This window comes from Bradyrhizobium sp. MOS003 (genome assembly GCF_003020125.1).
Taxonomy (GTDB): domain Bacteria; phylum Pseudomonadota; class Alphaproteobacteria; order Rhizobiales; family Xanthobacteraceae; genus Bradyrhizobium.
Window position 1 is genome coordinate 540,173 of record NZ_PYFW01000004.1, and the last position, 22,379, is coordinate 562,551.

Annotated in this window: 27 protein-coding genes and 1 pseudogene; 12 read left to right on the plus strand and 16 right to left on the minus strand. The window is 64.2% G+C overall.

Annotated elements, in window-relative coordinates; genetic code table 11:
• Positions 1-743: 743 nt before the first annotated feature.
• From C7G42_RS21355 to C7G42_RS21365, 3 genes are all read left to right on the plus strand, one after another.
• Positions 744-4,508: a vitamin B12-dependent ribonucleotide reductase gene (locus C7G42_RS21355; protein WP_106950915.1), complete on the plus strand. Its 3,765-nt coding sequence runs from the start codon at positions 744-746 to the stop codon at positions 4,506-4,508.
• A 4-nt stretch (positions 4,509-4,512) separates the two neighbouring features.
• Positions 4,513-5,262: a hypothetical protein gene (locus C7G42_RS21360; protein WP_147250271.1), complete on the plus strand. Its 750-nt coding sequence runs from the start codon at positions 4,513-4,515 to the stop codon at positions 5,260-5,262.
• A 196-nt stretch (positions 5,263-5,458) separates the two neighbouring features.
• Positions 5,459-5,884 (plus strand): hypothetical protein, encoded by a 426-nt coding sequence (locus C7G42_RS21365; protein ID WP_147250272.1) that lies wholly within the window; start codon positions 5,459-5,461, stop codon positions 5,882-5,884.
• 162 nt (positions 5,885-6,046) lie between these two features.
• Here the strand turns inward: C7G42_RS21365 and C7G42_RS21370 are convergent, their stop codons facing one another.
• Positions 6,047-6,343, minus strand: a complete 297-nt coding sequence (locus tag C7G42_RS21370; RefSeq protein ID WP_245427856.1) for an HdeA/HdeB family chaperone — start codon at positions 6,341-6,343, stop codon at positions 6,047-6,049.
• Positions 6,344-6,639: 296 nt separating this feature from the next.
• Between C7G42_RS21370 and C7G42_RS21375 the strand changes: the two genes are divergently transcribed.
• A complete protein-coding gene (locus C7G42_RS21375; protein WP_106950918.1) occupies positions 6,640-7,152 on the plus strand; it encodes a ParB N-terminal domain-containing protein in 513 nt (170 codons plus the stop codon).
• 209 nt (positions 7,153-7,361) lie between these two features.
• Here C7G42_RS21375 and C7G42_RS21380 read toward each other — a convergent pair whose 3' ends face one another.
• Positions 7,362-7,628 (minus strand): DUF2312 domain-containing protein, encoded by a 267-nt coding sequence (locus C7G42_RS21380; protein WP_106950919.1) that lies wholly within the window; start codon positions 7,626-7,628, stop codon positions 7,362-7,364.
• Positions 7,629-7,974: 346 nt separating this feature from the next.
• Here C7G42_RS21380 and C7G42_RS21385 point away from each other — a divergent pair, with 346 nt between their 5' ends.
• From C7G42_RS21385 to C7G42_RS21395, 3 genes are all read left to right on the plus strand, one after another.
• Positions 7,975-9,549, plus strand: a complete 1,575-nt coding sequence (locus C7G42_RS21385; RefSeq protein WP_106951077.1) for a GMC family oxidoreductase — start codon at positions 7,975-7,977, stop codon at positions 9,547-9,549.
• Positions 9,550-9,629: 80 nt separating this feature from the next.
• Positions 9,630-9,812 carry a hypothetical protein gene (locus C7G42_RS21390; protein WP_147250273.1) on the plus strand — a complete coding sequence of 61 codons (183 nt, stop codon included), beginning with the start codon at positions 9,630-9,632 and terminating at the stop codon, positions 9,810-9,812.
• A gap of 7 nt (positions 9,813-9,819) precedes the next feature.
• Complete coding sequence (locus C7G42_RS21395) at positions 9,820-10,308, plus strand: nucleoside deaminase (RefSeq protein WP_106950921.1); 489 nt, start codon at positions 9,820-9,822, stop codon at positions 10,306-10,308.
• Between the two features lie 136 nt (positions 10,309-10,444).
• Here the strand turns inward: C7G42_RS21395 and C7G42_RS21400 are convergent, their stop codons facing one another.
• The 5 genes from C7G42_RS21400 to C7G42_RS21420 form a co-directional block, all read right to left on the minus strand.
• Complete coding sequence (locus tag C7G42_RS21400) at positions 10,445-10,726, minus strand: hypothetical protein (protein ID WP_106950922.1); 282 nt, start codon at positions 10,724-10,726, stop codon at positions 10,445-10,447.
• Positions 10,727-10,975: 249 nt separating this feature from the next.
• Complete coding sequence (locus C7G42_RS21405; protein WP_106950923.1) at positions 10,976-11,302, minus strand: non-ribosomal peptide synthetase family protein; 327 nt, start codon at positions 11,300-11,302, stop codon at positions 10,976-10,978.
• Between the two features lie 91 nt (positions 11,303-11,393).
• Positions 11,394-12,065: a cell envelope biogenesis protein TolA gene (locus C7G42_RS21410; RefSeq protein ID WP_106950924.1), complete on the minus strand. Its 672-nt coding sequence runs from the start codon at positions 12,063-12,065 to the stop codon at positions 11,394-11,396.
• Between the two features lie 17 nt (positions 12,066-12,082).
• A complete protein-coding gene (locus tag C7G42_RS21415) occupies positions 12,083-12,487 on the minus strand; it encodes a VOC family protein (RefSeq protein ID WP_106950925.1) in 405 nt (134 codons plus the stop codon).
• 268 nt (positions 12,488-12,755) lie between these two features.
• Positions 12,756-13,115 (minus strand): c-type cytochrome, encoded by a 360-nt coding sequence (locus tag C7G42_RS21420; protein WP_199581045.1) that lies wholly within the window; start codon positions 13,113-13,115, stop codon positions 12,756-12,758.
• Between the two features lie 217 nt (positions 13,116-13,332).
• Here C7G42_RS21420 and C7G42_RS21425 point away from each other — a divergent pair, with 217 nt between their 5' ends.
• On the plus strand, positions 13,333-13,683 hold the full coding sequence (locus tag C7G42_RS21425) for a zinc ribbon domain-containing protein YjdM (protein ID WP_106950926.1): 351 nt from the start codon (positions 13,333-13,335) through the stop codon (positions 13,681-13,683).
• A 7-nt stretch (positions 13,684-13,690) separates the two neighbouring features.
• On the opposite strand, the gene C7G42_RS21430 is transcribed toward C7G42_RS21425, so the two are convergent.
• Positions 13,691-14,611 (minus strand): DMT family transporter, encoded by a 921-nt coding sequence (locus C7G42_RS21430; protein ID WP_106950927.1) that lies wholly within the window; start codon positions 14,609-14,611, stop codon positions 13,691-13,693.
• A gap of 13 nt (positions 14,612-14,624) precedes the next feature.
• On the opposite strand from C7G42_RS21430, the gene C7G42_RS35390 reads away from it, so the two are divergent.
• Complete coding sequence (locus C7G42_RS35390) at positions 14,625-15,092, plus strand: hypothetical protein (protein WP_199581046.1); 468 nt, start codon at positions 14,625-14,627, stop codon at positions 15,090-15,092.
• A 52-nt stretch (positions 15,093-15,144) separates the two neighbouring features.
• Here the strand turns inward: C7G42_RS35390 and C7G42_RS21435 are convergent, their stop codons facing one another.
• Complete coding sequence (locus tag C7G42_RS21435) at positions 15,145-15,393, minus strand: hypothetical protein (RefSeq protein WP_106951079.1); 249 nt, start codon at positions 15,391-15,393, stop codon at positions 15,145-15,147.
• A 209-nt stretch (positions 15,394-15,602) separates the two neighbouring features.
• A complete protein-coding gene (locus C7G42_RS21440; protein ID WP_106950928.1) occupies positions 15,603-15,773 on the minus strand; it encodes a Flp family type IVb pilin in 171 nt (56 codons plus the stop codon).
• 317 nt (positions 15,774-16,090) lie between these two features.
• Between C7G42_RS21440 and C7G42_RS21445 the strand changes: the two genes are divergently transcribed.
• Positions 16,091-17,401, plus strand: a complete 1,311-nt coding sequence (locus tag C7G42_RS21445) for a hypothetical protein (RefSeq protein ID WP_106950929.1) — start codon at positions 16,091-16,093, stop codon at positions 17,399-17,401.
• Between the two features lie 5 nt (positions 17,402-17,406).
• Here C7G42_RS21445 and pdxY read toward each other — a convergent pair whose 3' ends face one another.
• Both pdxY and C7G42_RS21455 read right to left on the minus strand, forming a co-directional pair.
• A complete protein-coding gene (gene pdxY, locus C7G42_RS21450; RefSeq protein ID WP_106950930.1) occupies positions 17,407-18,225 on the minus strand; it encodes a pyridoxal kinase in 819 nt (272 codons plus the stop codon).
• 79 nt (positions 18,226-18,304) lie between these two features.
• Positions 18,305-18,937: a TetR/AcrR family transcriptional regulator gene (locus tag C7G42_RS21455; protein WP_106950931.1), complete on the minus strand. Its 633-nt coding sequence runs from the start codon at positions 18,935-18,937 to the stop codon at positions 18,305-18,307.
• Positions 18,938-19,035: 98 nt separating this feature from the next.
• Here C7G42_RS21455 and C7G42_RS21460 point away from each other — a divergent pair, with 98 nt between their 5' ends.
• Positions 19,036-19,701 (plus strand): O-methyltransferase, encoded by a 666-nt coding sequence (locus C7G42_RS21460; RefSeq protein WP_106950932.1) that lies wholly within the window; start codon positions 19,036-19,038, stop codon positions 19,699-19,701.
• Positions 19,702-19,830: 129 nt separating this feature from the next.
• Positions 19,831-20,176 (plus strand): annotated as a pseudogene (locus C7G42_RS21465) (DMT family transporter).
• A gap of 21 nt (positions 20,177-20,197) precedes the next feature.
• Here C7G42_RS21465 and C7G42_RS21470 read toward each other — a convergent pair.
• From C7G42_RS21470 to C7G42_RS21485, 4 genes are all read right to left on the minus strand, one after another.
• Positions 20,198-20,557: a hypothetical protein gene (locus C7G42_RS21470; protein ID WP_245427858.1), complete on the minus strand. Its 360-nt coding sequence runs from the start codon at positions 20,555-20,557 to the stop codon at positions 20,198-20,200.
• 19 nt (positions 20,558-20,576) lie between these two features.
• Positions 20,577-20,783, minus strand: coding sequence for a hypothetical protein (locus tag C7G42_RS35395; protein WP_199581047.1), 207 nt, complete (start codon positions 20,781-20,783; stop codon positions 20,577-20,579).
• Between the two features lie 137 nt (positions 20,784-20,920).
• Complete coding sequence (locus C7G42_RS21480; RefSeq protein WP_106950934.1) at positions 20,921-21,199, minus strand: hypothetical protein; 279 nt, start codon at positions 21,197-21,199, stop codon at positions 20,921-20,923.
• Between the two features lie 160 nt (positions 21,200-21,359).
• Positions 21,360-22,367 carry an SH3 domain-containing protein gene (locus C7G42_RS21485; protein WP_106950935.1) on the minus strand — a complete coding sequence of 336 codons (1,008 nt, stop codon included), beginning with the start codon at positions 22,365-22,367 and terminating at the stop codon, positions 21,360-21,362.
• Positions 22,368-22,379 lie beyond the last annotated feature (12 nt).

The window sequence follows — 22,379 nt, forward strand, 5'->3', positions numbered from 1 at the left end:
GAGCGTCAGCTTGGCCCGGATTCGCCGCTCCCACCACCACCTCGGCGGGCATGCCTGCCCTCATCTTCCGTAGGGCTACGTGAGTCCTGCAGACGCAATCCCTTCGGCCAAAAATATACCTGCCCTGTGAACAGCGGGATGAAGGCTTGCGAGCACCACGGAATGCAAATTTTTTCGGTTGGGAATCTCTGAGGACTCACTGATACTTGCCCCCACAACAGGCGCGGGATTGCCCCCTGTTATCCCCCACAATCCACCATATTTAGTATTTGATTCAGGAACTCGCACTAGTTCTTGACGGGCGCAATGGAGAGTCCTAGTTTTCGATCCGTTCGGCGCGAGTGAGTTTGCGTCCCGCCGGCACTCCCCCAAAGGGTCTCGCAAATCTAGCTCCGCCAGCCAGCCGAAGGCTGCGGAATGAGGGCTTGTCTGCCCGCGGTAAGCGGACTTTTCGGGCGCCAGAACGGGCCGGCAACAGGCTCGGATGGCACGGTAGACGTTGTGATGTTGTGGGGCGTTAAACGCGTGTCACGCGCATCCCCTTGGGGGCGGATGGGTGTGGGCATGCCGGCCGATGAAAGGTGCACGCACCGACCCATCGCGCCGGGAGACTGGGGCCGGAACCACCGGCTGAACTGCGAAGCCTTTGGGCCGGCATGGCCGCTGGAGGACTCGTGAACTGAAATATCGACCCGGTCGCCTTGCGGAGGTGCGCCGGTTAAAAATAAGGACGGGGCAATACGATGCGGATTGAGCGGCGCCACACCACTTCGGGACAGTCACCTTACGCGGGAATCGATTTCCGCCAGACCACGTCGGAGATCCGGAATCCCGATGGCTCGGTCGTGTTCAAGCTCGACGGCGTCGAGGTCCCGACCGCGTGGTCGCAGGTCGCCTCCGACGTGCTGGCCCAGAAGTATTTCCGCAAAGCCGGCGTTGCCGCGCGCCTGAAGAAGGTCGAGGAGGAATCCGTCCCCTCCTTCCTGTGGCGCTCCGTGCCCGACACCGAGGCCCTTAGCCTCCTGCCCGAGAAGGAGCGCTATGTCAGCGAGCTCAGCGCCAGGCAGGTGTTCGACCGCCTCGCCGGCTGCTGGACCTATTGGGGCTGGAAGGGCAAGTATTTCTCGACCGACGAGGACGCGCAGGCCTTCTACGACGAGCTCCGCTACATGCTCGCGATGCAGATGGTCGCGCCGAACTCGCCGCAATGGTTCAACACCGGCCTGCACTGGGCCTATGGCATCGACGGTCCCGGCCAGGGCCATTATTACGTCGACCCCTTCACCGGCAAGCTGACCAAGTCCAAGTCGGCCTATGAGCATCCGCAGCCGCACGCCTGCTTCATCCAGGGCGTCGGTGACGACCTCGTCAACGAGGGCGGCATCATGGACCTCTGGGTCCGCGAGGCGCGCCTGTTCAAGTACGGCTCCGGCACCGGATCCAACTTCTCCCGCCTGCGCGGCGAAGGCGAAAAGCTCTCCGGCGGCGGCCGATCGAGCGGCCTGATGAGCTTCCTCAAGATCGGCGACCGCGCCGCGGGTGCGATCAAGTCGGGCGGCACCACCCGCCGCGCCGCCAAGATGGTCGTCGTCGACGTCGATCACCCCGACATCGAGACCTATATCGACTGGAAGGTGAAGGAGGAGCAGAAGGTTGCCGCCCTCGTCACCGGATCCAAGATCAACCAGAAGCACCTCAAGGCGGTGCTGAAGGCCTGCGTCAACTGCGAAGGCTCGGGCGACGATTGCTTCGACCCCGAGAAGAACCCGGCGCTCCGCCGGGAAATCAAACTGGCTCGTCGCTCGCTGGTGCCGGATAACTACATCAAGCGCGTCATCCAATTTGCAAAACAGGGCTACAAGGACATCCAGTTCGACGTCTATGACACCGACTGGGATTCGGAAGCCTATCTCACCGTCTCCGGCCAGAACTCCAACAACTCGGTCTCGCTGAAGGACGATTTCCTCCGCGCCGTCGAGACCGACGGCGACTGGAATCTCGTCGGACGCACCACCAGGAAGATCACCAAGACGCTGAAGGCGCGCGACCTCTGGGAGAAGATCGGCCACGCCGCCTGGGCGTCGGCCGACCCGGGCCTGCACTTCAACACCACCATGAACGACTGGCACACCTGCAAGGCCTCCGGCGACATCCGCGCGTCCAATCCGTGCTCGGAATACATGTTCCTGGACGACACGGCGTGCAACCTGGCCTCCGCGAACCTGCTGACGTTCTACAACATCGAGGCCAAGCGCTTCGACGTCGACAGCTACGAGCATCTCTGCCGCTTGTGGACCATCGTGCTCGAAATCTCCGTGATGATGGCGCAGTTCCCGTCGAAGGCGATCGCCGAGCTCTCCTACGAGTTCCGCACGCTCGGCCTCGGCTACGCCAACATCGGCGGCCTGCTGATGACCATGGGCCTGCCCTATGACAGCAAGGAAGGCCGCGCGATCGCCGGCGCGCTGACCGCCGTGATGACCGGCATCACCTACAAGACTTCCGCGGAGATGGCGGCCGAACTCGGCACCTTCCCCGGCTACAAGAAGAACGCCGCGCACATGCTGCGCGTGATCCGCAACCACCGCCGCGCCGCGCACGGCCAGTCCAACGGCTACGAGGCGCTCAGCGTCAACCCGGTCCCGATGGACCTGGTCTCCTGCCCGCAGACCGACCTCGTCACCCACGCCCAGGCGGCCTGGGATGCGGCGCTCGAGCTCGGCGAGAAGCACGGCTATCGCAACGCCCAGACCACGGTGATCGCGCCGACCGGCACGATCGGCCTCGTGATGGATTGCGACACCACCGGCATCGAGCCCGACTTCGCGCTGGTGAAGTTCAAGAAGCTCGCCGGTGGCGGCTACTTCAAGATCATCAACCGCGCGGTCCCCGCCGCACTCCGCGCGCTCGGCTATCGCGAGAGCGAGATCGCGGAGATCGAAGCCTATGCCGTCGGCCACGGCTCGCTCTCCAACGCGCCCGGCATCAACGCCTCGACGCTGAAGTCCAAGGGCTTCACCGACGAGGCCATCGCCAAGGTCGAAAAGGCCCTGCCGACCGCCTTCGACATCAAGTTCGCCTTCAACAAATGGACCTTCGGCGAAGACTTCATCCGCGACCAGCTCGGCATCGGTGCCGAGGCGATCGCGGCCCCCGGCTTCGACCTGCTCCAGGCCGTCGGCTTCACCAAGCGCGAGATCGAGGCGGCCAACGTCCACATCTGCGGCGCGATGACGGTGGAAGGTGCCCCGCACCTCAAGGCCGAGCACTACGCCGTGTTCGACTGCGCCAATCCCTGCGGCAAGATCGGCAAGCGCTATCTGTCGGTCGAGAGCCACATCCGCATGATGGCATCGGCCCAGCCCTTCATCTCGGGCGCGATCTCCAAGACCATCAACATGCCGAACGACGCCACGGTGGAGGACTGCAAGTCCGCCTACATGCTGTCGTGGAAGCTGGCGCTGAAGGCCAACGCGCTCTATCGCGACGGCTCCAAGCTGTCGCAGCCGCTCAACTCGCAGCTCATCAGCGACGATGAGGACGAGGACGATGCGGTCGAGGCCTTCCACGACAAGCCGATGGCGGCGCGCACCGCCCAGGTCTCGGAGAAGATCGTCGAGAAGCTGGTCGAGCGCATCATCGTGATGCGCGAGCGCGAGAAGATGCCGGATCGCCGCAAGGGCTACACCCAGAAGGCGGTCGTCGGCGGCCACAAGGTCTATCTCCGGACCGGCGAATATGACGACGGCCGTCTCGGCGAGATCTTCATCGACATGCACAAGGAAGGCGCGGCACTGCGCTCCTTCATCAACAACTTCGCCATCGCGGTGTCGCTGGGCCTCCAGTACGGCGTGCCGCTCGACGAATATGTCGACGCCTTCACCTTCACCCGCTTCGAGCCGGCGGGCCCCGTGCAGGGCAACGACTCGATCAAGTACGCGACCTCGATCCTCGACTACGTCTTCCGCGAGCTCGCGGTGAGCTACATGTCGCGCTTCGACCTCGCCCATGTCGACCCGACCGAGTCGAACTTCGACGCGCTCGGCAAGGGCGTCGAGGAAGGCAAGGAGCCGGAGGAGACGCACCACGCCAACAAGCTGGTGTCGCGCGGCCTCACCCGCTCCCGCACCGACAACCTCGTCGTGATGCGCGGCGGCTCGGCCGCGATCGCCCAGGGCAATGACAGCGCGCCCTCCGGCGGCAGCAAGGTCACGGCGCTGGCCCACGGCACCTCGGCCCGCGTCGGCGACGCCATCGAAGGCGCCGTCGCGCTGAAGCAGGAAGTCCAGCACGACCTCTCGCCGACGGAGAAGCTGGAAGCCCTGCAGTGGAGCAAGGCCGGCAGCGCCGCAACGGTTGCAGCGCCCAGCAAGGCCGAGCGCCGCGCGGAAGCCAAGGCCAAGGGCTACGAGGGCGAGATGTGCAGCGAGTGCGGCAACTTCACGCTGGTGCGGAATGGCACGTGCATGAAGTGCGATACGTGTGGGAGCACGACAGGGTGTAGCTAACCCATTGGCCGCACCAACCACACCAACTGAATTGCCGAGGCCGCTCCTGTTTGAGCGGCCTCTTGCATTGTGCGACGAAAGCAAGGCTGAGCAGTTCGTCACCGGAGGGATACTATGGCTCCCACCTATTGCCCGCGAAGACGCTCGGCGCGCATTGATCCGATTGAAGGCTTCTCGCGATGTCCCGATAGACGCAAAGATTCACTGCCGCACTCTGTTTAGTGGCGACGCGCGTCGCCGCTCACCATTCGCGCATTTTGAGCCGGCAGATGTTTACAGCTTCGTGGAAGAATGCGCGAAATTAATGCTCAACCTTGGTGGACTCTGGTTCTCGGCCTGGATTGATCAAACGCGCTACCCTCGACAGCTAAAACTCGTCGATGGACCTTTGTTTGACGTCAACGAAAAACACTTGACGGGCCTTGCCTGCTTTGCGGCCATTGTGAACATGCAACACCACCAGGGGGCAACATACGAATTAGCATTCGACCCCGACCGCACCAAGATCGACTGGGGTCTTGCGCGTCTGCAAGCCGCACACTTCGCTCGCGTTCACTCAAATGCAATCGAGCTACGGTCGGATCACGTTTGTCTTTTAGACATGGCCGATATTTGTGCATACGCAACTGCCCAAGCAATTCTCGCCGCTAACAGCAAGCTCAACAAGAAGACGGCTCGATTTGTGGATCTCGTAAAGGCCATGAATATCCGCGCGTCAGAGTTCCGCTACCACCCAAGAGATGTCGGCCCGTAGGATTAGTGGAACAAAGCGGCAATTATTGTTTGGGCTTACAAGCGAGCAAGTCATGAAGTTTAGACTTCTATATGAAGGTCCAATTGCACCCCGGCGGAGGGCAAGCCTTGCCGACATTCACGCAATTCGGCTGGCTCTAGCTCCTCAAATTTGCGAGCTTTGGCGACACTCTCCTTTGCGAACCGAAGCAGAGAAGATGCTGCAGGAAGAGTACGACATTCCAACAAGCAAGATCGGCATCCTTGAAACGCGAGGCACAACGGTCTTCGCACCTCTCGTTTCGAAGCGCCTTGATCTTCTGTGCGAGCTTGAGATCACCTTCTTGCGACGGCAAGCACCGGGTCAATTGATCGGCGATGGCGGGGACATTGATAACCGTATCAAGACACTTCTTGGCGCCTTAGCATTGCCGCCGCCTTCACAACAGAAGCATTTCGAACAAGCAAATTCGAGCCATCCAATCCATTGCTTGCTCCAAGACGATTCCCTAGTCACCAAATTATCCGTTGAAACGGATCGCCTTTTGAGACCCGTCGGAGGAGAATATGATTTGGTGGCGATCATCGGCACCAAGGTTACCGCGAGCCGTCTGACGTTTACAAACATGAGCCTTGTCAACTAGCCTGTACCAAGAATAGCTCGTAGGATGGGTAGAAGAGCATTGCGAAACCCATCACTCCACGACGGCGATTGATGGGTATCGCTTCGCTCTACCCATCCTACGAGCTGATCCGCTCAGTCTGACACCCTCATTAGAATAGACACGACTGACCAACCCTCACCCCTACTTCGTGTTGGCCTCGACCGCGTCGAGCAGCGGCATTTCGCGATGCGACTCGCAGAAGCGCGAGAGCTTATTGCCATTCCTGTTCAGCGCTTGCGTGTCCACAACGGGATTGTTGCGGCGGCCGGCGTAGAAGCCGGCGAGCCAGACGTTCACGGTCTGCATGTGGGTAATGCGCTGGGTGATGTACTGGTCGCAGCTGATCTTGGAAACATCGACCAGCACTTGGGCTTTGGCCGGCACAGCCAGCAGCACGGCCGCGAAGGCACCAAGGACGGTCGCTCTTGTCTGAACCATGTTTTCCTTCCGATGAATGACTGCACAGTGGGGCGGTCGGGGGCGGCATGCTTGATCCAGATCAAGGGGCGGCCCGTCGCATATCCCGCGATCCATCCCCGCGATTATGGCGGCAGGGCGTTGCAGGAGGGGGGCGCAGCGATACCCATCCCCCCAATCGACAGGGCGATGGGGTTTCGCAAGAGTTCAAGCCATACTTGGAGCCGAATTGCCTTTGCGGTCGAGCTCTTCCCTCCTAAACTCCAGACCACCACCGATATGGGTTCCGATGGCCCCGGTAGAAGCGGAGTAGAGCCATGCCCAAACCGGAAACTTTCCCAATCGAGAAGATCTTCGTTCCCACGAAGCAGAAGAAGACCCTCAATCCCGAGACCGTCGCGGAGATCGCGGAAAGCATGCTGGACATCGGACAACAGACCCCCATTTCCATCAGGCTCGACGGAGACCGCCTCGTTCTGGTCGAGGGACTGCATCGGCTGGAGGCCTGCAAGGCGCTCGGCGAGACGACCATTCTTGGTGTCCTGGTCCCGGCGGAGCTTGCCCAACCCAAGCCGCTGCTCGCCGAACGCCCCGAAGTCGAGGCGGAGCGCATCAAGATGGCGCGATTGAAGCAGTTGCGTCTGGAGAAGGAGGCCGCCGAGGCTTCGATGGCGGCCTCGAGAGGCAGCGCAACGCAAGCGCCGCGCGCAGGTTCGGCGAAAGGCCTGCGCGACAATCCGAAGGCATCCCCCGTCCGGATGGTGAAAGCGAAACCGAAATCGTTGTCGGACTGGATCACGCAGCAGAAGGGCACCGGCAGCCGCTATTGAGCCGCCGTCATTCCGGGGCGCGAAGCGCGAGCCCGGAATCCATTGCGCCTCGTGTCGTGCCGCCCGATGGATTCCGGGCTCGCGCCCAAGCGGGCGCGCCCCGGAATGACGGCGGGTTCTGCTGCGCTTCCCCTTGGCCAGTTGTCACCGCGTGACGGCCGCAATCGCCGGAATCGCGGCCATCGCTCTTCACTGATCTGTCTGGCGGCTCACGCCGCCTTCGCCTGCTCCGGCGTGGCCGTCTCCATCGCGCGCATGTAGAGGTCGAGCAGGCTTTCGCGCTCGTCGCGCTCGTTCTTGTCTTCCTTGCGCAGCTTGATGATCTCCTTGAGGATCTTGACGTCGAAGCCCTCGCCCTTGGCTTCCGCGAAGACTTCCTTCTTCTGCTCGCTCAACTCCTGCATTTCGGTGTCGAGATTCTCGATCCGCTCGACGAAGGACCGGATCTTGCCGCCGGGAATGGTAATGTCGGACATGGTGCCTCTTTGCTGACTGAGGTCGCGAAAATGACCGCAAAGACATGACCAATGTATTAACCTCGCCGACGCGCATGACGCGTTCCATGCCGTTGAGATCTGCTCCCAGCCTTGCGCGGCAATCTCGACGCGACGGCTGCGCTGCCCCGGCCTGCTGCGCGTTTTATCACCGCCGATCCGCCGCAATTTTGTGCGGGGCGCGGCTGGAAACGATCGCGCGCAATGATCTATGTGTTGGCCACGCGGCCCGGTGATCGGCACCTCGCCTCGGGATCAACGACGCGACATCGCCGGGTCGCTTTCAAGGGCTGCGTGGGATGACGCGCGGGGAATGGAGCAAGCGAAAATGCTTGAGCAGGATTACGACACCATCGTCATCGGCGGCGGTTCCGCCGGCGCGACCCTGGCGGCCCGGCTCAGCGAAGATCCTTCGCACCGCGTGCTACTGCTCGAAGCGGGGCACGATTTGCGCACCGCGACCACCCCGGAGCATATCCGCATCCCGAACCCGATGCGCGCGATCGGCGATGACGACTTCCGCTGGCCGAAGCTGCTGGCGCGACGCACCGAGCGGCAAGAGCCGCTGCTGCTCTGGCGCGGCCGTGCGATGGGCGGCAGTTCGACCATCAACGGCCAGATCGCGATCCGCGCCGTTCCCGATGATCTCGACCGCTGGGCGCAAGCCGGCTGCGCCGGCTGGTCGTGGGACGAGATGCTGCCCTCTTTCTGCAAGCTGGAGACCGACAGGAATTTTCCCGAGGCCGCCTATCACGGCGACCGCGGTCCGATCCCGGTGTATCGCGCGCCGATTCCGGATTGGGGCAATGTCGACCGGGCGCTGCGGTCCTCGGCGCTCGCGCTTGGCTATGGCTGGTGCGAGGACCACAACGCCCCTGATGGCACCGGCGTCTCGCCCTATGCGATCAACAGCGAAGCGGGCCTGCGCATCTCCACCAATGACGGCTATCTGGAGCCGGCGCGCGGCCGTGCCAACCTCCACATCGTCGGCAACGCGCTGGTCGACACCATCATGTTCGAGGGCAACCGGCTGCATGCCAGCGGCGTCCGGGTCCGCGTCAACGGCCAGTCCCACACGCCTCGCGCCGCGCGCGAGGTGATCCTCTGCGCCGGCGCGATCCATTCGCCGGCAATCCTGCAGCGCTCCGGCATCGGCCCCGCCGCGCTGCTGGAGCGGCTCGGCATCCCCGTCCGCGCCGACCTGCCGGTCGGCGAGAACCTGCTGGACCATCCGATCGTCAACGCGCTGCTGCATCTGCGCGACGACAGCCAGGTCTCGACGCTGATGCACCGGCACACCAATTGCTGCCTGCGCTATTCGTCGGGGCTTGCGGGCGCCGGCGACAACGACATGATCATGATCGCAGGTAACCTCGCCCGCACGCCGCAAGCGCTGGCCGTGGTCTCGCTGGGACGCATCGCGGTGTCCGTCTATCAGGCCTTCAGCCAGGGCAGCGTCCGCATCACCACCACCGACCCCGAGGTCGATCCTGCAGTCGAGGAACGCATGCTGTCCGACCCGCGCGATCTCGAGAGGATGCGCGACGGCGTCCGCCGCCTGCGCGAGATCTGCCTGCAGCCTGCCGTGACCGACATCGCCTTCCGCGTCGACTACGGCAACAGCGGACGCTCCATGGACGCGCCGTTCAGCGAGGCCGAACTCGATGACTGGCTGTTCGCCGAGTGCAGCGACGCCCAGCACGCCAGCGGCACCTGCCGCATGGGGGCAGCCTCCGATCCGCGCTCCGTCGTCGATCCCGACTGCCGGGTGATCGGCTGCACGGGCCTGCGGGTGGTCGATGCCTCGATCATGCCGGAAGTGCCGCGCGCCAACACCCATCTCACCACCGTCGCCATCGCCGAACGCATGGCGGACCGGTTGAGGAACACGCCGATTTTGTAGGGTGGTTTCGCGCCGCGTCATCCACCTCTTCTGTCTCTGCGCTTTCAGGAACTTGCGCCGGTCATTTGATTTGTATGACCATGCGCAACCTTCCTGTCCTGATCATCGTTCTCGCCATCATCGCTCTCGGTGCCGCCAGTCTGCTGTCGCTCCCAACGAGAGAAGCCGATGCCGCCCGCCCCGTCACGACGGAGCAGGCCGCGGCCGATGCCGGCGCCACCGTGCTGCCGACAGACCCCAAGCTGAGCATCGAGCCAAAATAGGCGCCTCATGAGCGAGGATGCACGCTGGATGGGCGAGGCGCTGCGCGTGGCAAGCTCCGGGGGAACCGATCCCGCGCTGAGCCCGATCGGCTGCGTCATCGTGCTGGACGGGCGCGTGCTCGCGGCCGAGCGCAATCATGTCGCCGAGCATCACGATGCCGTCGCCCATGCCGAGATCGAGGCGATCCGGGCCGCGGGCGCGGCGTTCGAGAACGGCGAGATCCGCGGCGCCACGCTCTACACCACGCTGCAGCCCTGTGGCATGTGCACCATGGCGTCGATCTGGTCGAAGGTCTCGCGCATCGTCTACGGCGCCGGCCGCGACGACGTCCACAAGATGTATTTCGAAGCGCGCCAGATCGACACGCTCGACTTCGTCGCCAAGGCGTATCGCGATGATCTCACGATCGAAGGCGGTGTGCTGCGGGAGGAATGCGCCCGGCTCTATTACCGCCCCTGGGACAAGGTGCCGGAGAGCGAGCAAGGCAACATCTGAGGGCGGGCTTGCGGCGCTGCTCCAAAACAGCGTTGTAGGGTGCGCAATGGCGCCCTTGCGCCGTGCCCACGATCTCTGCGATCCAACCAGACGCGTGGGCACGCTTCGCTTTGCCCACCCTACGAATTGTCGCTTCCTACCACCAGTACGGCCAGCGCCAGCCCTCATAGCGCACATAGGACGGCACCAGCGGCGGGCCGTAGGGATCGACCTTGTCGTCCTCGGGGCGATAGCGGTAGCGCGGAACGACGTTGTAATCCCACGGCGTCGGCCTCAGCACGGGCGCCGTGATGATCAGGCGCTCCTGGGGTGCGCGAACCACGACCGCCTTGCGCGGCCTCGCGTCAGCACCCGATGTTGCGAGGCTGCCCAGCACCAGGGCGGTTCCGAGCGCACAGGCGGCGGTGATCTTTGTCATGCAATGGTCTCCTTCGCCGCGAGAGTGCAAAAGGACTCGGAACAAGGCAAGCAAATTTCGCGCGAGATTAGGTGATGCGTGCTGCTGGTTTGGCGCCCCGCTACCTCCACGTCATTGCGAGGAGCTCTTGCGACGAAGCAATCCAGGAATGTGTCCGCGGAGGGATTCTGGATTGCTTCGCTTCGCTCGCAATGACAGGGATTTTGCAGTGCGCGTAGCCAAATAACGCCCCACTGTCGGGGCTGTTGATCACCCCTCGCGCTCGCCGTTCAACAGCGCGAGCGCGCGCGGCACCTGGGCGCGGTCCTCGACCAGCACGTATTCCTGCCGCTGCAGGCTCGCGCCACTCGCGACCACGATCGACCGCTTCGGGCACAGGCCGAAGCATCCGGTCATGACCAGCTTGGCGGGCTTGAGGCCATCAGGCCTCCGCGCCTTCAATTCGGATTTCAGCGCGCGACCGACATCGCGGCCCTCGTCGCTGCGCTTGAGGCATTTGCGGCAGACCAGCACCGGCGCCGCGCGCTTGGGGCGCACGAGCATCGGGTTTGCGGATTTCGAGAGTTTTTCGGGCATTGAGGACCTGTATGAGACATCAGCTCATATAGGCATGGAACCGCGATCCTGCGGCTCGCGCGAGACATGTTGGTCCCGCATTTTCGCTGCCCTACTCCCGCGCCCGGCGCAGCGCCTCCTGCAGCTTGACCCGCTGCTTGTCCCAGCGATCCTGTTCCGCTTCGGCGCGCTCGTCCAGTGCGGCGCGCTCGGCTTCGATCGCCTCCGCCCGGGAGTCGTGTTCCCGTCGTGCCTTCTCCAGCGCCGCCTCGGCGACAGCGACCGCCTTGTCGCGGCGGGCGCGCTCCCTGGCGCGGGCGGCCTCCTCCTTGGCGCGCGCGGCCTCGCGCCGCCGCTCCTCCTTTTCGAACGCGGCTGCGGCCTTGCGGGCTGCCTGTTCGTCGCTCTTGCTGGATGATGTCTTCGCGGCCTTGGCGGGACGCTTCGCCGATCGCGCCTCGCTCTTCGGTTGCTTCTTGGGTTGTTTCTTGCGCTTGCCTCGCGGCTCGGCGTCGTCATCGCCGAGATCGGTCGGCAGTTCGGCGCTTTCGCTGAACGCGCCGTCCGAGCCGACCGGGCGCCTGAGCACGACGCCCGGCTTCGCCATGGTCGCCGCGACCACATCGGGATCGTCGGTCTCCTTCGCCGCGCCCTGATGGAACAGATTGGAGCTGGCGCCCCAGGCCTCGAGCGCCGCCTTCATCGAGGGTGCGGCGATGGCCTGGTCATAGAAGCCGAGCGAGGTCTGGTAGGTCTTCAGCTTTCGTTTCGGCTTTGCCGGCATGTCGTCCTGCAGTTGACTTACGAACGTTCGATCAACGCATCATACCCCTTCTCGCTGAACGCCAGCAGACAAAACCCGTGCCCGAACGGATCGGCCAGCATTGCGATCCGCCCATAGGGCGCATCGCGCGCCGGCGCCTCCAGGATCGCGCCGGCGCCAAGCGCACGCGCGACCGCGGCGTCGACATCCTCGACGACGACGTCGAGATGCATCGGCGTCCAGTGCCGCTCGTAGCGGCGGCGGTCGCCGCCGGCGCCTATCGTGCCGGCCTGCTTGGTCAGGAGATAGACCGGCGCGGGCCAGCCGAGCAGTTCGACGAAATCAGTCCCGAAGCGGCGGCCGACGCTGAGGCCGAAGGCGGCGGTGTAGAAGCGCGTGGCTTGCGCCACGTCGGGGACGTCGATGTTGAGCAGGAAAGTCATGGCGGGCTCGTAGCGGGTTGCGCGGCGAGCCTAGCCGGGATGGCGCGCAGCGCAATCCGGGATGATGCCGCACGCCCGGACCCGGATCTCGCGGAGCCTGCCATCGGGCACTGCACTTCGCACGAACTTCTCGCGGTCGAGCATGCCATCATGCCCGTGTTTTGCCCGACGCCTCAAGTCCTTCTTCGGCGTTACCGAAAACGCGAGCCTAATCAAAGACATCTCTACTGTGCATGGGGTTGTTTTCGCAAAATCGCCTCCGCCAGCCTCACTTGTCTCTCAGGCTCAGGATGTAGGCCGACAGCGCATCGGCCTGCTGCGGCGAGATCACGAGGTTCGGCATGGTCTGGTGGCTGGTTCGCCAGAACACCTTGAGCGAGAGCGCGGTGGTGCCGCTGCGGTCGGCGATGGCCTGGAAGCTCGGAGCCTCGTCGAAAAATCCCGTCATGTGCGGCTCGACGGCGTGACAGCTTTCGCACCACGCCTCGGCCAGACGATGCCCCTCGGTCACGGCGCGCGAGCCGGACCGCGGCGCCCCCGCGGCCGGGTGAATGATGCCGAGGAGAAACAGCACCGACAACGCGATCAGGACGATCAAGCCGAGATAGATTCGAACGCCGTGCGACATCACCATTCCCCGCTGTTGCCTCGAGGCGCATCAAGCGTAGGTCGGACGCAGAGACTGAAATTGATCTGCGTCAAGCGCGCGTCCGGGCTGTTTCAGATCTTCGTCGCGCCGTTTCGGTGATATCGCACCGGCAGCAATCGCAGGCTGCAGCTTTCCCTTGCTTTCCGCGATCCCGCCCCTACGGTCGCGCCGCGAACGAACCCTGAGACGAGTCCCGATGACCGACACGATGAAATGCCCTGCCTGCAACTCCGAGCACGCCTATCAGGACCGCGATCTCTGGGTCTGTCCGGAATGCGGCCATGAGTGGAGCGGTGCGGCGGAGACTGCGGCGGACACCGCGCAGGCGGCCGGCGTGCGCGATGCCAACGGCAATGTGCTCGCTGATGGCGACAGCGTCATCGTGATCAAGGATCTCAAGATCAAGGGCTCCTCCTCGGTGGTGAAGGGCGGCACCAAGGTGCGCAACATCCGCCTGCAGGACGCCAGCGACGGCCACGACATCGCCTGCAAGATCGACGGCATCGGCGCGATGAACCTGAAATCGGAGTTCGTGAAGAAGGCGTAGCTCGCGCCTAGCTCTGCCGCTGCGCCAGATAGAATCCGCACAGCACCGTCACCAGCCCCGCGCCCTGCAGCATCGTCGGCGCCTCGCCGAGCAGCAGCCAGCCGGTGAGCAGCGTCAGTGCCGGCACGCAGGCCGGAAACACCGCCGCGCGGGCGACGCCGAGACGCTGCACCGAGACGGCGTAGAGATAGAGCGCAGCGGGCCCGGCGAGCACGCCCTGCGCCAGCGCCTGGATCGCATTCTCGGTCACGCCGATCGCCGCGACATGGGCGAAGCCGACGGTTGCGATGTAGACCGGCAGCAGCAGCAGCGACAGCACGTTGATCACCAGCGCAGCCGACACGGCCGAGACGCGCCAGTGACGCAGGGCCGCGCCAAAGCCTGCGAACATCAATCCGGTGAGCACGAAGATCAGATCGCCGAGCACGCCGTCGGGCCCGATATGGCCGATCGATTCCGCGCCGATCACGCCGAGGCCGCCGACGATGACGACGGCGCCGGCGAGGCGCGAGGCCGAGATGTGCTCCTTCAGCACCAGCGCCGCAAGCAGGAGGCCACCGAGCGTCGCGCAGGAGGGTTGGATCACGCTGCCATGGCCGAGCGGCACGAACAGGAATCCGGTGTAGGAGATCAGCGACATCACGGGGCCGCCGAGCACCATCAGCACAAGGCCCCTACTCCAGCCGATGCCGCAGAGATCGGAGATGCCGGCGCGGAACACCAGCGGCAGGAACACGAGTCCCGACCAGACATAGCGATGCACCAGCAGATCGACCGGCGTGAAGCCGACCTTGAGGCCGTGCCGCGTGGCGGCAAAGCCGAGCGCCCAGAACAGCGCCGCGGCAAGGCCGCAAGTGACGCCGAGCAGTGCCGGCGACGCATCGTTGTTCTGAGAGAGAGCGCCGGCGCGGCTCGTGCGCTGATCCATGGGCTCAAGCCTTATGGCAGCGCTTATTTCTGCTCAACCCACGCGGTTGCAGGGCTGGCACGCGGCGGTGATGATCGGGCTTCAGCGCAGCGCCGGATGTCGCTCAGAACAATCCGGGGCTGAGATCGAGGCCGTAGGTCAGGCCCAGCACGAACACGAACAAAACGGCGGCAGCGAACAAGGCGGTGTGCTTGAGAATGAACGCACGCGGGGAAATGGTGACGATACCGGCTTTCTGCGCGACGGGCATGACGGCCTCCAATATGATTTCAAAATTTGCCGCAACAATGCAGCGGCCGCATCAAGCAACGCGACGTGCAAATCAACTGTTAAAGGGATCACGCCCGTTATGAACGGGGATACATCTCCGGCACATTCACGCGAACTTGTTCGCGGCCGAAATCTCAATCAGCGCATCGAGATCGCACATTTCCAACGATCGCCGCGCGGTGCGCAAGCAGCGGCGATTTCGCTCTCGTGAAGCAGTGGGTCCCGCGTCTCCGCGGAGCCCACCTGCCGTTCAAAATGTCCGCTTAGCGCGCCACGCCGACGGTGGCGGTCTTCACCTTGCGAGGGCTGAGCACCTTCGCCTGATGGACCGAGGCGAGCGTGGTCGGCGCAGCGGTCTGCTGCTCGACATGCGCGGCACCGAGGACGCGAACCTGCAAGGGCGAGACCGGAAATCCGTTGGTCTCGTAAGTCGGCAACTCGGCGGCGAAAGCCGCGGTGCTGCCCGCGATCGCCAGGATGACGGCGGCGATCGACATAGTCTTCTTGTTCATTGTGATGCTCCAGTGGAAGTGCTGGAACATATTTAGGCGCGTTTTGCTGCATTGCGACATACTTTGTTGCATTGCAACGGCGCGTGCGGTGCATGGCGATATGTTTAATGCGTATAAGGCGTTGGCCGAATCACGGCCGGCCGCGACATGACGGTTTTATGGGCGGAGTTCAGCCACCGCGCACAATGCCTCGGCCATCGCGCGACGCCCTATTTCAATGCCGTCGCCAGCGACTGCAACTTTGCGACGAGATTGATACCGAGCGCCTGGATGATCTCGATGATCGCGAGCGCGATTCCGGCTGCGATCAGGCCGTATTCGATCGCGGTAGCGCCGGATTCATCGGCAAGGAATTCAACCCATTTGCATTTCAAATTCACAATCGCGTCCTTCCCACTCCGCCGGAATTTCGGCAAGCGAGAAATGAACCACCACAATCCAAGATTGAGTGAATCTGATCGCTTCAAGTTGACGACAATGAACGCTTGCTTGCCGTCCCCGGAGACGCAGTGGAACCAGCGTTGCACCTCGGCAACACCTCCGCGAAAAGCCCCGTTTCCGCCGATTTACGCCATTGCGCCGCCACACGGTCCTCCGAACAATCGAGGCGCTGCGTGCCTTTCCGTGCAACACTGTTTTTGCATCATGACTGTTCCGACAGAGTGTGTCCGAGCAGAACCGTTTGGAGGCAGGGATCATGAACGATCGGCGGTCTCTTCTGGTGGCGGTAGCCTGCCCCTCGGCCGTGCTCGCCGGCTGGCTGGCGCTCTCCCTCTCCGCCTATGCCCCTGCCCTCATCGAAAACAGCGGCGCCAATGCGGCTGCCGTGTCCCGCGCCAAAGATCTCAGCCGGTTCAACCTCGCCGACGTGCCGCACGCTGCGATGATCGAGGACGGCATCGCCTTGACCGCCGACATCGCGGCTGCCGTCGCCGCGGCACCGGACCCCACGATCACGGACACGGTGCCCGAGCCGCCCGCTATCAAGCTCGCCTCGGCCGATCCGGTGCTGATCCTGCCGGCGGAGACGCCGCCCGCGCCCCAGATGCAGATCTCCCCTGAACCAGAGCCCGTCGTCAGTGAGGCTCCCCCAGTTGCAGCGCCAGCGACCATCAAGCTTGCCTCTGCCGATCCCACCGAGATCGTGACGACGGACGAACTGTCCCCCGCGGCGATCGCGACCGGCCCCGCCACACCTGTGAGCAAGGCATCGCCGCCGGCCGACACCGTCGCCGTGCTCGACGAATGCTTCGTCATGGATGCCTGCATCGACCGCTATCTCTGGGCGCTCTATCAGCGCACCGCAAAAGAGGACTCGATCAAGGTCCAGGAGCGCCGCGCCGTCACCGTCAAGCGCAAGGGCAAGACGGTCACGGTGATGCGCAGCTTCACCAAGCTGGTCGACCAGGATTTCGGCTGGAAGGATCCGAAGGCGGCCGAGCATGCCGGCATGTCGATGATGGACTACGTCATCGGCGGCATGGACAAGGGCTTCAAGCGGAAGCTGTTCCGCACGCTACTAGCCGCGGAGGCCGCCGGCCTCTCGCCCGGCATCACCAGCGCGTTCCGCGACGATTACCGCCAGTCGATCGCGAGCGGCCTGAAGGCCGCCTCCGACCGTTCCTATCACGGAGGCAGCACGCGCGGCGGCTACGGCCACGGCATGGCGGCGGACATCGTCAGCACCCAGGGCAATAACCGCGCGCAGCGCTGGGTCTCGACTGAAATCCTCTGGAAGTGGGTCGACGCCAATGCCAAGGCGTACGGCATTGGCCGGCCCTATCTCGGCCGCGATCCGCCGCATGTCGGCCCGGTCGACGGCGCCGAATACATTTCAAAGCGTGGCACGAGTGAGCGCAAGGAAGTCGCCAGCGCCAAACATAAGAAGCCGCGCGCTGTCGCGAGCGCCAAGCCGCCAAAGGCTCAGAAGGCACAAGCCGCGCGCGAGCAGAAGAGCCCGGCCAAGCCACAGAAAGCGGCGCAATCGACCGGCAAGCGCGCCATCTGACGACGTTACGTTCCGCGTCCCGGCATCGGCAGCGGCACCAGCCGCATCTCGGCCGTGCCGGCTTCCTGTGTGCGCACCAGCACCGCAAAGACAGTCTCGACCGCAAGCTGCACCGCGGCCTCGATCGCCTCGCCCTTGGCCAGATGCGCGGCGATCAGGCCGGCCAGGAGATCGCCGGTGCCAGAGGGGCGGATCGGCAGGTGCGGCGTCGCAAAGCGCGACAACTGCCCCGCGGCGCACAGGATCGTCTCCACCTGCCCCGCCGCCGTATCAGCGAGCGTGCAGCCGGTCGCGACCACGTCGATGCGGCCAGTCCCCGCCAGCGCCGCACACGCCGCACGCAGGTCCTGCGCATTCGCGATCGTGAGGCCCGAAAGCAGCTCGAGCTCGAACTGGTTCGGCGTGGTGAGGTTTGCTGCTGGCAGCAGCCGGTGCCGGACCACGTCCAGAATGCCGTCGGCGACATAGACGCGGCCATCGTCGCCGATCACGGGATCGCAGAGATAGACGAGCCTGGAATTCCGTCTGAGCGCCCGCTCGACGAAATCGGCGATCACGGCGGCATTGCCCGGCGAGCCAAGATAGCCGGTGACGAGCACAGCGGCCTCGTCGACCAGACCGCGCTCCTCCACACCGGTCAGAAGATCGGCAACGAGCTCGGTCTCCAGCACCCGCCCGCGCAGGCTCGGATAGCGCGGATGGTTGGACAGCAGCGTCGTCGGCACCGCCAGAACGTTCACGCCCTCCGCCTGGATGGCATAGGCGGCCGCGCTGTTGCCGACATGGCCGTGGACCACCTGGCTTTGAATGGAGATGACGAGCATGGAAGAGGTCCGTAAGGAGAAACATCAGGCGATGCAAGACTAGCCCGTCTCGGCCCCGAGAGCACGCGGCGCCCGCACTTCAACGTCGTGCCAGCTCGCCGAGATAGGCGCAGAACATGTCGGCCAGCCCGTCGGCATGACGCGCGATCTCGGCCTCACTGCGCGGCGTCTCCGAAAACCGCTTACCGACCTCGCTTAGCGTCGTCTTGATCAGCTCGCCGGCAAGCGCACGGGTCGCCTCCGATGCTTTGGGCAGCGCCTCCCGCATGAACGCCGCGATGATCCCCTCACCGGCGGCCCGCGCGTCCTGCGCCTCGGGCGCGTCGCGATAGAGCGGCGCTGCATCGCTGAGCGCGCCGCGGATCGCGGCCTCCTCGCACTCGGACAGAATGAAAGCCTGCACCAGCGCGCGCAGCCGCACCGGCGGTGACTTCGTGCGGTCTTCGAGGATGCCGCGCAGCAGCTCGCTCGTTTGCCGCCACTCGTCGCTCTGGAGACGGAACAGGATCGCGGCCTTGTTCGGAAAATATTGGTATAGCGATCCGACACTCACCCCGGCCCGCTCCGCCACCCGCGCCGTGGTGAAACGCTGCGCGCCCTCCTTCGTCAGAACCTGAACAGCGGCATCGAGGATGGCCGCGACAAGCTCGCTTGAGCGGGCCTGTTGCGGCTGTTTTCGTGAAGAGATTGAACGGCTTCGACGCTCGGCCACGGCTCACTTGGCGAATGCGAATAGGAAATGCGACGAATTAGTCGTATTTCACGCGGCACGCAAGCACGCGTTTCTTCGCCACCCTCTGGAGACCTAAAATGACCACCCCAACCATCACATCGCTTGGGCCGCTGCTGGAGCGCCTGTTCGACGAGTCCGAGGCAGCAAACGGCGCAACACTGGCCGCCGTCGCAGATTTGTCCGATGCCGACCGGGCGCGCTTGATGCAGAGCAAGACTGACTATCGCGACCTCTACGGACGCCTGAAGGACGCGCCGCTCGCGGTCTCGCGCGAGACAGCACGCCTGCTCTACATGCTGGCACGCGCCTCCCGGGCCGGGGTGATCGTCGAGTTCGGCACCTCGTTCGGCATCTCGACACTGCACCTTGCCGCAGGCCTGCGCGACAATGGCGGCGGCCACCTCATCACCAGCGAGTTCGAGCCGTCCAAGGCGGCGCGGGCACGGGAAAACCTCATCGCCGGCGGCCTGATCGATCTCGTCGAGATTCGTGAGGGCGACGCGCTGAAGACGCTCGGCATCGATCTGCCCGATACGATCGATCTCGTGCTGCTCGACGGCGCCAAGGCGCTCTATCTGGATATCCTCGATCTGCTGGAAGGCCATCTCGGACCGGGCGCGATCATCGTCGCCGACAATGCCGACGACAGCCCGGACTATCTGGCGCGCGTGCGCGCGCCCGGCAGCGGCTACATGTCAACGAACTTCGCCGAAGACGTCGAGCTCTCCGTGCGGATCAGCTGACACCGCACGGTCCGTTTCCCATCCGGTGTCGCAGCTTCGTCACTTACGAATGATATTTGCTCTCGGCGAAGAGTCTGTTCATGACTGACCGTGGCTGTCGCGCTGCATCTTTCACCCGCTGAGAGACTCATGACCCCAGCTTTCAATGCCTACGCAGCACTCGCGCTCGCCATCGTGTTCGAGGTCACCGCGTCGGCGTTGTTGCAGCAGTCGGCGCAGTTCACCCGTCCGTGGCCGACACTGGGGATGGTCCTGCTCTACGTCGCCTCGTTCTATGCGCTGTCGGTGGCGATCCGGGTTGTCCCGTTGAGCATCGCCTACGCGATCTGGGGTGGGGTCGGCATCATCATGACCGCCACCGTGTCCCTTCGTGCTGTTCCGCCAGATACTGGACGCCGCAGCCTTCGTCGGCATTGGCCTGATCGTATCAGGTGTCGTGGTCATCAACTTGTTCTCGGAGACCATGGTGCGTTGATGCCGGGGAACCGGCGCGCCGCTATTGGCTTTGCACGGGCTTTGCCGAACGCGGAGCGGACCGCGCTGGCTTCTTGGGCCTGACCGCAGCGCGCGGCGGCTCGTCAACAGACTGCAGATAGGCGGCGAGCGCCTTGGCCGAGTCCGAACTGGTCGCGTAGTGATCCTTGAGGAACCAGGCCAGCGTCAGGCTGAAGCGCCCCTTGGCAAGGCCCCGCGGGCTGCGATGGCAGGTCGCGCAGCCGTCAGCGAACAGCTTTGCGGGCGGCTTGCCGGCGTCGAGATTTTGCGCGGCGGCAACCGTCGCCGTCAGAACGGCGGCGGCTGCAACAGCGATCACGGGCACGATCCGGTCGCGCCCCGAATGAAACAGCGATGTCAAATGCCGTCCCGTCTTTCAGTCACGCCGCCGACAGTTGATCGAACTCCGGTGGTGCGTAAGCCTTGCCGTCCTGGTCGGTGATGACGACCTGCCACCCCTCGCTCGCCCACACCTTGGCCTTCGCCACGATGAGCAACCGGCTCTCGCGGGCGAAACTGTACTTCGCGTTGTCGCGTTCTGCGATCATTTTGTAGGCCAATTCGCATCCCCTTGCGTCGCCCTGCACCCGGCCTTCTCGTGGCAGCGGGCTTTGGCGGCAATTCGCCGGGAGCGTGGCAATTTGGTGCCATCCGCAGGCATGGTGCCAATGATCGGCGCTGGCGACCGGCGACGATGGAACCGATCGTCCCAATTCCGGAGCCCCTAGTGCACGCGGATGATGTGGGGACGGCCGAGATCGATCAGCCCCTGCACCGCAGAGAGGCGGTCGTCGAGGGCTGCGATTGTGAGCAGCAAGTTGTTGCGTCGCTCGTCGAGCATGCCCATCTCGGCGCCGGTGAGCTTTGTGCCCGTCCGCTCCTTGTGGATCCGTTCGAGGGACTCGCGCAGTCCGGCGATCAGGCCGGTCAGCTGCTTGGCTTCCTTCGTCATCGAACGCTTCGCGACATTTTGGCGGCGCGTCTCGGCCTGGCCCTGTTTCATATCATCCTCCCGTGCCCCGCTGCCCCGAGTGGATGCTTACAGCTTTGGGTAGACATGTTACGATCGATGAAATCTGCCCGCGAAGAACTATCTTAAATTGTAAAAGCCTCGACAAACCAAGAAAAAGCCCGGCACCATGGCCGGGCTTTGCGTTGCAATGCTAGTGCTTCTGATGTCCGCCACCGGGGCCGCCCGCCGGAGCACCGCCGCCGCGCGGGGCGGCATTGATATGCGGGGCACCACCCCCGCCGCCGTGCGGCATTGCAGGCGCGGCAGCGCGCGGCACCGGCATCTGCGCACGGGCATTCATCGGCGAACCATGGCTCACGTTTGGCTGGGCGACATGCGGCAACGCCGGACGCGCGGCCGATACGCGGGGCGCTTCGTGCGAGCGGGCCATCGGCTGCGCACGCACCGGAGCGCGGGTCGCAGCCCGCTCGTGCATCATGCGTGCCTGTGCATCGCGCGGATTGCGGCTCTGCGAGTCGGTCCGTTCATGCGCGATGCGCTCGTTTCGTCCCGCGCGGGTCCGGTCGGGCGTAACAGCAGCGTCGCGCTTCGCGATCGCAGCGTCGCGTCTGGCGATCGCAGCGTCGCGTCGCGCGATCGCTCCATCGTGCTGTGTGGTCGTGGCGTCACGCCCTGAGATCGCGGCGGTGCCCTTGCCGCGCACGCCGCTGCGTTCGAGCGCGATTGCCGCATCGCGCGTCGCCGCACGGCCGATGCGAGCCGCACGCGGATCAATCGTCATCCGCATCGCGACGCGCTCGTGCGAGGTCCAGTAGTTATTCCAGTAGGCGTGGCGGCGATAAAAAGGACGTCCTTCGTAATAGCTGGACCAGTACGAGGTCAGCACGAAGGGAACGACGGGAACGTCGATCTCATCGACATAGTCGGGGAGATAGACGTAATGATTGCGGTAGAGATATTCGAGATATTGCGACGAAACCCAGCCGCGGTCATCGGAGAAGCTGACGTCGCACCAGGCATTGCCGCGCAGGCAGCCATGGATGTTGACGCGAGCGCCCTCGGGGACGCGATCGACCAGGGGAAAGCCCGGCCCTGGCCCGGCGCGCAATCCGGTCGAGACGGTGACGATGCCCGGCGCGGCCAGCGCGGCCGTCGGGACCAGCAACAATGCTGCAACTAAAGCGGTTCTGAACTTCATGGCGCAGTCCTC